10 protein-coding genes are annotated in these 13,786 nt (G+C 35.4%); 9 read left to right on the plus strand and 1 reads right to left on the minus strand.

The window, feature by feature from the left end; all coding sequences use genetic code 11:
* Positions 1–5 precede the first annotated feature (5 nt).
* The 9 genes from ACFSAH_RS00065 (at position 6) to ACFSAH_RS00105 (ending at position 12,662) form a co-directional block, all read left to right on the plus strand.
* On the plus strand, positions 6–1,580 hold the full coding sequence (locus ACFSAH_RS00065; RefSeq protein ID WP_379660633.1) for a RagB/SusD family nutrient uptake outer membrane protein: 1,575 nt from the start codon (positions 6–8) through the stop codon (positions 1,578–1,580).
* Between the two features lie 11 nt (positions 1,581–1,591).
* On the plus strand, positions 1,592–2,752 hold the full coding sequence (locus ACFSAH_RS00070; RefSeq protein ID WP_379660634.1) for a carbohydrate-binding protein: 1,161 nt from the start codon (positions 1,592–1,594) through the stop codon (positions 2,750–2,752).
* A gap of 7 nt (positions 2,753–2,759) precedes the next feature.
* The gene (locus ACFSAH_RS00075) at positions 2,760–4,058 is read left to right on the plus strand and encodes a carbohydrate-binding protein (protein ID WP_379660635.1); all 1,299 of its coding nucleotides are present in this window, start codon (positions 2,760–2,762) and stop codon (positions 4,056–4,058) included.
* 9 nt (positions 4,059–4,067) lie between these two features.
* The gene (locus ACFSAH_RS00080; protein ID WP_379660636.1) at positions 4,068–6,074 is read left to right on the plus strand and encodes an FG-GAP repeat domain-containing protein; all 2,007 of its coding nucleotides are present in this window, start codon (positions 4,068–4,070) and stop codon (positions 6,072–6,074) included.
* Between the two features lie 96 nt (positions 6,075–6,170).
* Positions 6,171–7,460 carry a T9SS type A sorting domain-containing protein gene (locus tag ACFSAH_RS00085; protein WP_379660637.1) on the plus strand — a complete coding sequence of 430 codons (1,290 nt, stop codon included), beginning with the start codon at positions 6,171–6,173 and terminating at the stop codon, positions 7,458–7,460.
* Positions 7,461–7,539: 79 nt separating this feature from the next.
* On the plus strand, positions 7,540–8,793 hold the full coding sequence (locus ACFSAH_RS00090) for a sialidase family protein (protein WP_379660638.1): 1,254 nt from the start codon (positions 7,540–7,542) through the stop codon (positions 8,791–8,793).
* Positions 8,790–10,637: a beta-N-acetylhexosaminidase gene (locus ACFSAH_RS00095; protein ID WP_379660639.1), complete on the plus strand. Its 1,848-nt coding sequence runs from the start codon at positions 8,790–8,792 to the stop codon at positions 10,635–10,637. Before ACFSAH_RS00090 ends, ACFSAH_RS00095 begins: the two co-directional genes overlap by 4 nt.
* Positions 10,638–10,677: 40 nt before the next feature.
* Positions 10,678–12,069 (plus strand): sialate O-acetylesterase, encoded by a 1,392-nt coding sequence (locus ACFSAH_RS00100; RefSeq protein ID WP_379660640.1) that lies wholly within the window; start codon positions 10,678–10,680, stop codon positions 12,067–12,069.
* Between the two features lie 251 nt (positions 12,070–12,320).
* Positions 12,321–12,662 carry a hypothetical protein gene (locus ACFSAH_RS00105; protein WP_379660641.1) on the plus strand — a complete coding sequence of 114 codons (342 nt, stop codon included), beginning with the start codon at positions 12,321–12,323 and terminating at the stop codon, positions 12,660–12,662.
* Between the two features lie 189 nt (positions 12,663–12,851).
* Here ACFSAH_RS00105 and ACFSAH_RS00110 read toward each other — a convergent pair whose 3' ends face one another.
* Positions 12,852–13,781 carry a DNA/RNA non-specific endonuclease gene (locus ACFSAH_RS00110; protein ID WP_379660642.1) on the minus strand — a complete coding sequence of 310 codons (930 nt, stop codon included), beginning with the start codon at positions 13,779–13,781 and terminating at the stop codon, positions 12,852–12,854.
* Positions 13,782–13,786: the final 5 nt, after the last annotated feature.

The following is a 13,786-nucleotide window of genomic DNA, read 5'->3' on the forward strand; positions in this document are numbered from 1 at the left end:
AAAAAATGAAAGCAATAAAGTACTATCACTATATATTGGCATTGTTACTTATGTCATGTAATAAGTTAGAACTTCAACCAGAAGACTTTGTTAGTCCTGATGAATATTATAACAATAAAAAAGAACTTGAAATGGCTTTAAATGCTGTTTATGCTACATTTCAAACAAATGGTTCTTACGGCTCTTATTTAGCTAGGTTCGGATTTGATGCAGATGAAGGTTATAACGGAGTAGAGTTGAATTCGGTTTCCAACTATGCGGTTTCAGCGGCTGATGTTAAAATTCTAAGTTTTTGGCGAGATTACTATGGTGGTATTAAGTTGGCTAACACACTGCTTAAATATATAGACAAACCTACAGATATATCGGATAAAGAAAGGGATAGAATCAGAGGTGAAGCTTTGTTTTTAAGAGCCTACTTCTATTTTATGCTGGTAACTAATTTTTCAGATGTCCCATTAATTTTAGAACCCATGACTTCAGCTAAAATAGAAGAGCTTCAAATATCAAGGACACCAGCTAAGCTTGTTTATGAGCAGATTATAAAGGATATGACAACTGCCGCAGATTTAGTTTTAGATATTACAGAAACTAAAGGAGGTGGACGAGTGAACAAATCTGCTGTTTATGGAATATTAGCAAGAGTATGCCTGCATATGGCAGGTAATCCGTTAAAAGATTATTCCAAGTACCAGGAAGCGGCAAATTGGTGTAAAAAGGTTATAGACTTAAATATTCATAAATTAAACCCCGACTATAAACAAGTATTTATCAATTATATGCAAGATAAATATGATATAGAAGAAAGTCTGTGGGAGGTTGAGTTTTATGGGAATGGTTTAGGTATTTATGCTTCATCAGCAGGATATGTAGGTTCGAATAATGGTATTAGAAATTATGATGATTTTGAACTCGGATACACATTTACATATCTCAACACCACAGCATATACCTATAACGTATATAGCACTAATAATGACTTACGACGAACATGGAATGTTGCCTCGTTTTATTATGAAGGTAATCCGGCAGTAGAGAAAAACTGGACTACTACACGTATTTTCGATAGGTATCCGGGTAAGTTTAGAAGGGCTTATGAAATTTTGTTGCCTAAGCACAGAAGCAGAACACCTACAAATTATCCTCTGTTAAGATATTCTGACGTACTCCTGATGTATGCGGAAGCATTGAATGAAATTAATCAGATGCCAACTCCGGCAGCTTACGATGCAGTTAATAGGGTGCGCAGAAGAGGGTATGGAAAAGATCAAACTATAGCAGACGGAACCATTGATCTGACAGGATATAACTATTCGAGTTTCCTTAGTGAGATCAAAAAAGAAAGAACCAGGGAATTAGCTTTTGAAAATCTTAGAAAGGGAGATTTGGTCAGATGGGGAGATTTTTTAACAAGAATGAAATCTTGCTTAAACGACGCTTATGCAGCGCCTATTCAGACATGGATGGTAGAGAGAGCTATTACCTATTATAATAATGCTACTGAAAGAGATGTATTGTGGCCAATACCAAGCTCTGAACTTGATGTTAACCAAAAGCTTACCCAAAATTTAGGATGGTAATTTATAAAATTATGAAAAGGATATTTTATTTATTTCTTCTTCCTCTATCCATGTGTTTTTCATGCAAGAAGGAAAAAAAGATCGAAAAGTTAAATTTTGATGTAACAACAGAAAAAGATACATATACTGTTGGGGAAAATATTACATTCTTTTTCTTGGGATCACCAGATATTATTTCAATGTATTCAGGTGAAGCTGGGAAGAATTTCGATAAAGGTGATTATGCAATAGCAGTGAAGGGCGTTTCCGATAAAACACCAAGTTATTCCTATACATTTTCTAAACCGGGAATATATCATGTGGTCTTTAAAGCAAAAAACCAGAATATACATGGTAGTACAGAGGCTGTTAGAGAAATTAAATTGAAAATTGTTGGAGCATCTATCCCTGGAATTGTAGCTGCTGTGGATTATGAAGAAAACAGCGGCGGTGTGGTTAATGAACAATTAGATGCGGATGGAAACCAAACAGTAGACAATCTTTCAACAGGAGATTATCTGCTCTATACTACTACACTAGCTGAAAAAGGAAAAATTTTGCTGGAATTTTTAACAAAGGCTGATGAAAACTCAGTACTGAAAGTTTCATTATTAAGAGATCAGACACAGCTGTATGAAACCAATATAACTGTCAATAAATCTGACCACGATTATATTATGGCTTCGGGTGTACAATCTTCTCCGATTATTGATATTGGTGAAGTTATAATCAAAATAAAAGTAGTCAGTGGTAAGTTATCTTTAAAATACTTAAATGTTTCACTTTTAGAAGGATTTACTCTGCCCGGCCGGATACCTGCGATTGAATATGTTTCTAACCAGGGGGGCAGATTTGAGAATAGTGCGCTTGTTGATGGAGGGGTATTTTTAGGGGGGATAAGTAACAACGACTATTTTATGTATGATGTAAATGTGCTGGAAGAAGGCGAGTATAAAATAGATTACAGGATCACTGCCGCAAGGGTATGCACATTTGAAGTATCCGCTATTGAGCTATCAGGAGCAATCAATATACTTGAAAAAATTAATTTTCCAAGTACTGGAGGATGGAGCAATTGGGCTACTTTGTCTGGAAGTACGTTCTATTTAACCAAAGGCAGAAAAAGAATAAAAATAACCACCATAGCCAATGGGATGAGCTTAAGCTGGTTTCAGTTTTTAAGAGTTCAATAATTTATATATGAAGCACTTCTTTATGTGGCTGGTAGCAGGTATTATACTGCTTGCCAATAGCCAGCTTATTGCGCAAAATAACGGTAATAAAGTAAATATACCGGGAAAAATAGAAGCATCAAATTACAGCGATTCAGAGGGAGGAAGGTTAGAAGATAATACTGACAAGGAAAGTTTTAATAAGCATTTTTTAGGAGGTCTGAGAAAAGGATACCATTTCCTATATAATGTCAATATCAAAAAAGAGGGACAGTATGTGATCGATTATAGAATTACGGGAAGCAGAAAGTCGGCAATAAAGGTCAGCTTAATCGATCGTAGCGGGAAAGAACAGTTGATAGAAAACGCAGAATTCCCATCAACAGGAGGGTGGAGGCATTGGAGCACCTTTTCGGGCAAAGAAATCAATTTGAAAAAAGGCACTTATAAATTAAGGATAAGCATCATCAGTGATGGACTGAATATTAACTGGCTAAATATAAAACCCCTTAAACCTATAAAATCTATATCAATCCCGGGAAGAGTCTATGCGTCAGATTATATTGATGCTAAGGGAGGTAGGCTTGAAGAAGCTACCGACGAGAAAGGAAACCAGTATTTAGGCGGGATAAAAAAAGGCAACTATTTTACCTATGCAATCCATGTTAAAAATGATGGAAAATATGTATTTAACTATCGTACGACAGGTAACAGAAGGGCGGTATTAAATCTTAGCATTATAGGAAAGCAAGGCGCAGAACAGAAACTGGAAACTATGCCGTTGCCTTCAACAGAAGGATGGAAAAATTGGAACACCTTTCAGGGAACTATTATACAGTTGAAAAAGGGTGAATATAAATTAAAAGTATCTGTTGTTGATGATGGATTTAGTTTGAATTGGTTAGATATAAGGCCGCTTGAACCATACATCATTCCGGGGAGAATCAAGTTCACTAATTATTCTGAGGGTGTAGGAGGAAAGTATGAAAACAATTCTGATATCGATGAAGGGCAACAACTTGCAGGACTTAGAGCTAAAAATTACTTCATATACGATGTAAAAGTAATCAATTCAGGTACTTATCAGTTAGATGTTCGTTTAACGTCTCAGGCTGTCGGAAAGATAAAAATATCATTATCAGAAGATAAGCAGAATTTCTATGAAGCAGGTATCATTGAACTGTATTCTCCTCTAGGTTGGAAAAACTGGGATACATTAATCGCAGGCAAAGTAGCATTGAACAAAAAAATAAAGCAGATTAAAATAGAAATGCTCCAGGATGGCTTTATGTTAAACTGGATAGAATTTAAACCCATCAAAAATTAAAATATGAAGATGAATCAGTATTTTTTTTCTTATGTAAGTATTATCCTCATTTTGCTGGCTTGTAAAAAAAGCGATATAACAAAAGCAGAAGAACGGAAAGCCGATACAGTTCCATACAGATCTACAACATTGATTAGCGGAAAGCCTTTGGAAATTGGTACAGCAGATGGAGTAGGCAGGTTCTCGTTACAATCTATTGCTGTTTATAACATGGGTGTAGCGAATGTAGATAACGATAGCTATCCAGATATATTTTTGTGCTCAGACCAATGGCACCCAGGAACTTATTTATATCTCTTTAAGGGTTTTACGTCCAATAATGAACCGGTATTCTCGGAACCTATAAAAATAACTTTACCATTTCAGGATAACGGTAGAAACAAACTAAGGATATATCAAAATAAGAGTGGGAATATTCTTGGTTTTTGGCTTGAGGGAAGAGTCTTGAAATATGCAGAGTTTGATAAGAATAGCTACAGTTTTGGAACTGTTAAGTCAATGAATGTAAATAATCTACCCAGAAATCCATGGTTAGGATATATGGGAGTAAATCAGACAGATGACGGAGAATATGTTTTTTTCTTCTGCATAAAAGAAGATGGTGTGTTTGATGGGCCAATGCGCGGACCAGATGCTACCAAATACACAGCAGAAGGTTTTTGGCCTTACGATTTGCCTATGGTAGGCATTTACGCGGGTATTACAAGAGACCTGAACCAGACAGGAGTTAATGCCAGTCCAATGACCGGCTTAGACCAAACGTACTACGCATTCGAAAGTTTTGATGTATATAATTCAGGTAAAAGAAAATATGTAATTGCCGGAGCTTATTTAGGTAATATTCATGCTTACCCGTATTCAGACAATAATGGAGCTATAAAACTAGAATCAAAAAAATATCTTGTCAGAAGTAATGGAGATATGCATCGGAATCCTGCATTACATGCTTTCGGTTCTTATTTCAAAGCAGGAAATAAAGAAGGGATGATTGTAACCAGTGAAGGTGGAATATTTTATTACGAAAATACAAAGACTATAGATGAGAAAGGCAATCTTGTGTTCAAAGACCCGGTGCATGTCATGCAGACTAACTCAGAACTGTATGGTGGTTCGCTGGTAGTTCCTGAATTGGTAGACTGGGACGGCGATGGCAAACTGGATATTATCTCAGGTACTTCAACCGGAGAAATTTATTTCTTTAAGAACAGGGGAACAAATACCAATCCGGCATTTTTTAATCCGGAACCGTTAAAAGTAGGCGGAGAAATCATTAAAATACAGGGCGGATATAGAGAAAGCATTCAGGGACCCATAGAAACAAGATGGGGATATACATCGCCTACGGTTGTAGACTGGAATCAGGACGGTTTGCCGGATATATTAATGGGAGATGTGAGAGGGAAATTCACGGTGTATCTGAATAATGGAACTAAAACTAATCCTTCTTTAAGTGCCGAAAGGGGGCTTTATATAAAAGGCATGGATATGCATGGATCGTGGAGAGTAAAACCCGGTATAGCAAAAGTTGGAGACAGAATGATGTACGTATGTCTGGATAAAGAAGATGAACTCCACCTTTATTGGAGAATTGATAATTATAATTTGGAAGATGGCGGTAAGCTAAAGTTAACAACCGGTGAAGTCATAGAATCTAATTATGAAGTGGCGGGAGCTGTTGGCAGGTCTAAAATTACTGTTACAGATTGGGATGGAGATGGCATTTTAGATTTATTAATAGGTATTCCAAAATGGGCTTCTATTCCAAATAAAACCAATGGTATCCCTTATTTTCTTCCAAAAAGTGGAGCTACAGTTGTTTTTCTGAAGAATGCGGGAACCAATCAGGCACCTGTTTATGAGTATCCTAAAGTTTTAAAGCATAATGGTGAAAATATATTACTGGGAGGTCATGAATGTGGTCCTGCCATAGGCAATTTAGGGGGTGGACCAGCATTGATAATTGGTGTGGAGCAAGGACAGTATATTTATTATGATAAACAGAAACTAACATGGTAATAATTGAAAATTAGAAAACAAATCTGTCAAATCCGGTCTAATACAAACCGGATTTGTTGCCGGATTTATAATGTATAGACTTAAATAGAATTCATTATGAAAAAAACATTACTTTTTTGGGGCTTAGGTTTATTACTAAGTGACCTTACCTACGGGCAAATTTTTCAACAAAATTTCAGTACATCGCCTATGGTCTCAAGCTATTTTAATGCTACAGCTCCTGGCCAAAATCAATTCAATAGAATTGAAAATTTGACACATCAGCCATCTTCTATTGTTGATGAAAAATTGAGGTTTGAGAAAAAAAGTACAGGGAATTCTTCTGCCAATTTTACCAGATATACCGCGTTTAGTACCAATCCAACTTTTTTGCAAATAAAGTTCAAATATCAGCTTGTGGCAAATGGAAGTACCAGTACCTCTTCCCAATCTAAGTTTTTTGTTGGAGATGATTTTCCAACAAACGGAGCCGACCCAGAACTAAATTACAGCAATTCAATTCATAGTTTTTTTGAATTTTTCTATAGTGGTGTTAATGGAGGTTTTAAAGTGGGAAATGGAACAGCTTTATCTAATCAATATACAGGTCAACAGGAAATTACTTTTGTGATTAACAATACAGGTACTACAATAGGTTATGCCGGACCAAATGGTCAGCAACAAACTATCTTAAACGATACCTGGGATTTATGGGTAGGAACTGACAAAGCATTGGCAGGAGTGGCGGCCAAGAGCCCATCTGCATCAATCAACAAATTCATGTTCTTTGCCCGTTATAATGGTTTAACAGCAACTTATGAATTTGATGATTTTGAAATTCATGATAATACAACATTAACCCTTCCTGTAACATTTAAATCTTTTACAGCTAATAAAACTTCGAATGCTACAGTTGCATTGAAATGGGAAACAATAGAAGAAAAGAATAACTCTCATTTTGAGATTTATAAATCTACTGATGGTGAAAATTTTAGTTTCCTTCAATCCATATCAGCTAAAGGAAATGATTTTAAAGGAATTACTGCCTATGCTATAGAAGATTTGAACCCAGTTACAGGTGATAATTACTATAAATTAGTCCAGATAGACAAAGACGGAACGAAATCCGAATATCCAAATGTTATTTCTGCCAGAATTGCAGTCTTAGAACCTCAAGTTAAAATATTTACAAAAGGAGAAACACTAGAGTTGGACATTGTTCCGCTTAAAGAAGGTTTAAATGAACTTGTAATATCTGATATTTCCGGCAGGGCAGTATACGTGAAAAATGTGTATTTAAGTATGGGGAGCAATAGATTAGAAATTAATAAAGGTTTATCATCAGGCGTTTATATAGTGTCTTTAAAATCCAGTGATAAAAACTTAAGATTTAAGTTTTCTAAATAGTTTATAAGGGGCTGTTCTTCTCTTTAAGGATTATGATAACCTTTGAGACAGCCTCTTTTTTATGTTTTAATATGAGATAATGTTTAAGTTCAATTCAAGCTATTTATGTTCGCTTTCAATAAAAATATTTTTTCAGTTTTTATTAATAAGCTTCATTTCTACGGTTTTTGCAGGAAATAAAAAAAGGAAAATACCTGGTGAAATTATCGCCCATCAGGCGGTAGAAACCAATCAATTTATCGGATCTCCAGGTTTATGTGTTTTACCTAATGGTTCTTTATTAGTAACACATGATTTATTTGGTAAAGGGTCGACAGAATTTATTTCAGCACAAACAAATGTTTATCTATCTGATAACAAAGGAAAAAATTGGCATCAAATAGCTATGATTGACGGACAATTTTGGTCTAAACCATTTTATTATAACGATAAACTTTACCTTATAGGTACAGATAAACATCATGGGAATCTCATTATCAGAGAATCTGTAGACAGTGGTCATACCTGGTCAAATCCGGTTAATTCTCAGTCGGGTCTTATTTCGAAGGGCGAATTTCACTGCGCTCCTACACCGGTAATCGAACATCAGGGATACTTATGGAAAGCAATGGAAAGGGCTGATGGCGAAATTAAGCGTTGGGGTAAAAGGTATAGTACATTTATGCTTTCAATAAAAGTAGGAGATAATCCTTTGGATGCTAAAAATTGGCGAATGACAAATCACTTGCCATATGATTCAACATATTTGAAAGGAAAATTTGGAGCGTGGTTAGAAGGAAATGCTGTGGTTGGCAAGAATGGAGCTATTTATAATATACTTAGGGTTCATACACCTGCCGATATTTATGAGGAACATGCTGCAATTGTTGAAATAGCAGATAATGGAGCAACCTCAGTATTTGATGAAGTTAATGGATTTATAAAATTTCCCGGAGGTAGTAAAAAATTCTCTGTTAAATATGACACAAATTCCAAAAAATACCTGGCCATAGTAAATTATGTACCTAAAGAATTTAGAGGTGAAATACAATTAGACAGGGTACGAAATACACAGGCTTTAATCTCCTCAACTGATTTAAAGAATTGGACCGTTCATAAAATCCTATTGCATCATCCAGATAGAATTAGACATGGATTTAACTACATAGATTGGGAGATTGTAGGAAATGATATTATTTATCTGTCCAGAACAGCTTATGATACAGAATCAGAGCAGGCTCAAAACTATCACGATGCAAATTTTTTGACTTTTCACAGGCTCAAAACCTATCGTAAATCACTAAGAAAAAATATAGAAGAATTCAATAATTACAATACTTCAGATAAGAGATGAGAAAACTGATAATTACAACTTTGCTTTTAAACTTTTTTTTAATTAGTTATGAAACATTTGCAACAGATATTATACCTAAACCATTGTATGCTAAAAATACATCAGGTTTTTTTTCAATAAATGAAAAAACGATAATCTATATTAGCAACGAACCTAAAGATTTTGAAAATATTGCAATCCAGCTATCTGATGAAATCTTTAAAATAAAAGGGTTTAAACCCAATATAAAAATATATGACGGGAAAAATCTGAAAAAGAATCATATTTTATTAGAAAAAGATCAAAAAGCAGATACTTTAGGTGGCGAAGGCTATGGATTAAAAGTTAAACCTGAAGGAGTCGTTATCTCAGCGTCACAAGCGCATGGTGTTTTTTATGGAGTTCAATCGTTAGTTCAGCTTATAAGGAACAGTTCTGAGGGCAAAATATTGGGTGTAGAAATATATGATAAGCCAAGGTTTGCATGGAGAGGGATGATGTTGGATGTTGGACGTTATTTTTATTCTACAGAGTTTATTAAAAAACTGATAGATAATCTGGCAGTATATAAAATAAATACCTTTCACTGGCATTTAACAGAAGATCAGGGGTGGAGGATTGAAATTAAAAAATATCCAGAATTGGTTAAAAAAGCGGCATGGCGATCTGAAACATTGTTTGGTATAGGCCTAGATAAAAACTGGATAGATAAAAATCCTCACGGAGGCTATTATACACAGGAAGAGATAAAAGATGTTGTCAGATATGCACAATCTAAATTTATAGCGATCGTACCTGAAATTGAAATGCCAGGACATTCCAGTGCAGTTTTAGCAGCAATGCCTCAACTTTCATGTATCGGGGGGCCGTTTCAGGTACCCGGTAAATTTGGAGTACTTAAGGAAGTCTATTGCGCAGGAAACGAAGAAACTTTCAGGTTTTTGGAAGATGTACTGACAGAAGTAGCGGAGTTATTTCCCGGAAGCATTATACATATTGGAGGTGATGAATGTCCTAAGGACAGATGGAAAGTTTGTCCAAAATGTCAGGAGAGAATTAAAAAAGAAGGGTTAAAAGATGAACATGAGCTGCAAAGCTATTTTATAAAAAGAATAGAGCAATTTTTGCTTACAAAAAATAAAAACATTATTGGCTGGGATGAAATTCTGGAAGGAGGATTGGCTCCAAATGCGATGGTTATGTCTTGGCGAGGGACAAAAGGGGGAATTGCTGCTGCTAAAATGAAGCATGATGTTGTAATGAGCCCCAATACACATCTGTATTTTGATTATTATCAGGGTGAACCGGATTTAGAACAGCCATATGGTAGAGTTAGGGCCTTACCCTTGCCAATTCAAAAAGTATATGATTATGAGCCTATTCCGTTGGAATTGGACAAGGAAGAAGCAAAATATGTGAAAGGCCTACAGGCTAATGTTTGGACAGAATTACTGCATACGCAAGAGGCCGTGGAATATATGATATTCCCAAGAATCACAGCCGTTGCTGAAGTAGGGTGGACATCCGCGAGTTCTAAAAACTGGAGTGATTTTGCAAGAAGGTTAGAAAATGAATGGTCATTTTATGAAAAAGAAGATGTTAATTATGCCAGAACTATAGACAATGTTTGGTTTAGTTCAAGTATTGATACTTTGAACTCAAAAGCTACGGTTACATTGACTTCTTACAGGCATGGAACAGAAATAAGATATACGCTTGATGGAACCCACCCTACATATGATAATTCAATTTTATATACAAAACCCTTTGTGGTGGATATGCCCTTGTCTGTAAAAGCAGCCATTTTTATAAGTAAAAAAAGGGTCGGTAAGGTAGTCAGAAGAACTATAGCCGTAGTAAAATAGGATATAAGAAACAAATCTATGTACCATAAAACAAATAAAAATGAATAAAATTATTGCATTTGTATTTGTGCTAATTCCGGTAATTGTAAAATCTCAGATTAATTTACCGTCATTTTTCACAGATAATATGATTCTCCAAAGAAACTCAGAAGTTAATTTTTGGGGATGGGGGAACAGAGGAGGAGAAGTTACCGTTATACCTTCCTGGTCTAACGAAGTGATAAAAGTAAAATCTACCGCACATGGTCGTTTTAATGCAAAACTGAAAACTCCAGAAGCAGGAGGTCCTTATGAAATTACCATCACGTTTGGGCAGTATAAAAAAGTGATCAAAAATATTCTTATAGGAGAAGTTTGGTTATGTTCTGGTCAGTCAAATATGCAATTAAATTCAAATGACAAATTGAAAGAGATGATAGATGAATTGCCTGATGCGATGAATCCGCAGATAAGACTATTGCAGGTTAGTCATATAGCTTCTTTAAATCAACAAGATAATATTTTTGATTCTTGGAAAGAATGTAATTCCGAGACCGCAAAGGGATTTAGTGCTATAGCCTATTTTATAGCTAAACAATTAAATGGAGAACTAAATGTACCCGTAGGCGTTATCAATTCAAGTTGGGGAGGTACTACTGCAGAGGTTTGGACACCAGAAAGTATAATTAATGCAGATGAAGAATTATCGAAAAACGCTAAGAAGTATAAACCGGGTATAGCCAGACCGCATGAAGCTGGGGCTCTTTGGAATTCAATGATAAGACCTTTTGTAGGATACAATATTGCCGGAGCATTTTGGTATCAGGGAGAGGCTAATATATCACAGTATAGTTCATACCATAAATTATTTTCAGCACTGATTAAATCCTGGCGAAATGCCTGGGGATATGAATTCCCATTTTATTATGTCCAAATAGCACCTTATGATTACAAATCTAAACCGGAAGAACAAAGAGGAGCATTATTAAGAGAACAACAAACACAAACATTAAGTTTGCCTAAAACAGGGATGGTGGTAGTTACAGATTTGGTGCCAGATATAAAAGATATACACCCTACCCGAAAAAAAGATGTAGCTCAAAGACTTGCCAGTATAGCTTTGACAGAAGTTTATCATAAAGATGCTGTAGATTATAAATCACCTGTCTATAAAATTCATAAGGTAGAGGGAAATAAAATAGTTATAGACTTTGACTATGTACAAGGTAAATTGCAAGTAAAAGGTAAAGAGATTACAGATCTTTTCATTGCAGATGATTCCAAAAACTTTGTACCGGCCAGTTACAAGATTGATAAAAATAAACTGGTAGTGTTTAACAAAGACGTGAAAAAACCTGTAGCAGTAAGATTTGGATTTACTGATATATCTATACCCAATCTTTATAATGATAAGGGACTACCAGTTTCTCCGTTCAGAACAGATCATTGGTAGTTATCATCGTAATACATACATGCATTTAATAAATATTATCTTTATTTTTATATCCCTTCTTTGTTGTTTTATAATAATTAGCAACAGGACTAGTCATTTTGCCATATTATAGGAAATAATCATAATTGAGCCATCTTGGGAGAAAGTAGGTGGTCAATGTAGAACTAAATTGACCACACTATTTTTCTACGTATCTTTATAACAATAAAACTGTGTCAATTTTATAAAATAAGCAGAGAAAGGAGCTATCTATGACTAGCAAAACAGCTGAAAAAGATACCTCATATCTTCCGGTAGCGTGGGAGTACCGTGAAACTATTGAAGAGCAGATTAGTAAAAAAAGCGAGGGAAAGATATTTTATTTTGGAGAGGGAAATCAGATAGAAGAAACGCAGGGACCGGTGGTGGGAATGAGAGAGGAAAAGAATGCCGGTGTATTTATTATTACAGCTAATGGTTGCGCGGTAAGAATAGACCGGATTATTACCTTATTTGGTAAAGTTGGTGCAGCTTATGACGAATATGACGCCTATGCTAATGCTTGTATGGACTGTAACGGCGGTTATACTAAAGAAGAATTGGAAGAGGACTAATTCCGTATTTGTTATTCAATGGATATAGAAAATTCTAAAGCCTATAATTTATATAAGAAAATGGGGTTTGAAGAGTTGGGTGACGTTATAAATGGAACTACTATCTTTATGAAATTACCGGAAATTCATCATTACGGGTAATGGTAAACTTCCGGTTTTTAGATAGTAGACAAGACAGCTTTTTCCGGTTTAATTATATCTTTTTATTTTTAATATGTTTCGGATATCCTCAGGAATATTGGTTAACAGATTATATCCTGTTACATTTTCTATATCCTTAACAGTGACAATATAATTCCTCCAGTCACTGTTGATATTTTGGATGTTGGGTGTATTAACAGCGATAATGATGGTATTAGCATCAATACGGGAAAGATCGTTGTTGCCCTCGGGAATAGCAATTACTATTTTCCATATATTAGAAGGAACGGTTACCCGTCCGTTATCAATAGCATCTGAATATCCCGAACTGCCAGTACCTCCCTTACCATAAGAACCCATAATAATATAACATTCATAGCCTATAGAAGCATATTTATCACGGATAAAATTCTCCATATTTTCCCATGTCCCCTGGTTGTTTTTTGGAGATTGGGGGATAATATTAGTCATCAGGAAAGTAGCGTTATTGGCATTTGGATCTGTTGTTCTGTCACCCGATGGACAATTATGTCCTCTGTCGAAACCAGAATATTGGTAGCTGGTTTGGCTAACCTGATAAAAACCAATAGGGAGTTTACTATCAGCTCTAAAATTATCTTTTCTGCTCCCCGAGCTATAATCACTATAGCTTAGATGCCAGCTAACCCAATTTGGAGTTCCTCGGGTAGCACTATAAGACTCAGCATAATACTTCTGGTCTATAAAGTATTTCTCTTTAAAAAGTATGCAGGGTTGTGCATCATCGGGTATACCCAGAAGAATATTTGAATTATCAGTAAAAGAAGGATTAAAATTACCACACTCGTTGCCGTTATTATTGCCTGGGATTTCAACTTCAATTTCCTGACCGGGCGGTGGTGTAGGTTTTTGGGGTTCCTCATACGATTTTTTACAGGCTACAATCTGTACTGTAAATATTGTGATCCAAAAATATCTAAAAATTAGTTTATGCATCATAGCTG

The sequence above is a fragment of the Pseudopedobacter beijingensis genome (assembly GCF_042678145.1).
Classification (GTDB): domain Bacteria; phylum Bacteroidota; class Bacteroidia; order Sphingobacteriales; family Sphingobacteriaceae; genus Pseudopedobacter; species Pseudopedobacter beijingensis.

Coding starts and splice junctions, on each gene's coding strand:
- ACFSAH_RS00065 (WP_379660633.1), top strand. CDS start 6: ATGAAAGCAATAAAGTACTATCACTATATATTGGCATTGTTACTTATG.
- ACFSAH_RS00070 (WP_379660634.1), top strand. CDS start 1,592: ATGAAAAGGATATTTTATTTATTTCTTCTTCCTCTATCCATGTGTTTT.
- ACFSAH_RS00075 (WP_379660635.1), top strand. CDS start 2,760: ATGAAGCACTTCTTTATGTGGCTGGTAGCAGGTATTATACTGCTTGCC.
- ACFSAH_RS00080 (WP_379660636.1), top strand. CDS start 4,068: ATGAATCAGTATTTTTTTTCTTATGTAAGTATTATCCTCATTTTGCTG.
- ACFSAH_RS00085 (WP_379660637.1), top strand. CDS start 6,171: ATGAAAAAAACATTACTTTTTTGGGGCTTAGGTTTATTACTAAGTGAC.
- ACFSAH_RS00090 (WP_379660638.1), top strand. CDS start 7,540: ATGTTTAAGTTCAATTCAAGCTATTTATGTTCGCTTTCAATAAAAATA.
- ACFSAH_RS00095 (WP_379660639.1), top strand. CDS start 8,790: ATGAGAAAACTGATAATTACAACTTTGCTTTTAAACTTTTTTTTAATT.
- ACFSAH_RS00100 (WP_379660640.1), top strand. CDS start 10,678: ATGAATAAAATTATTGCATTTGTATTTGTGCTAATTCCGGTAATTGTA.
- ACFSAH_RS00105 (WP_379660641.1), top strand. CDS start 12,321: ATGACTAGCAAAACAGCTGAAAAAGATACCTCATATCTTCCGGTAGCG.
- ACFSAH_RS00110 (WP_379660642.1), bottom strand. CDS start 13,781: ATGATGCATAAACTAATTTTTAGATATTTTTGGATCACAATATTTACA.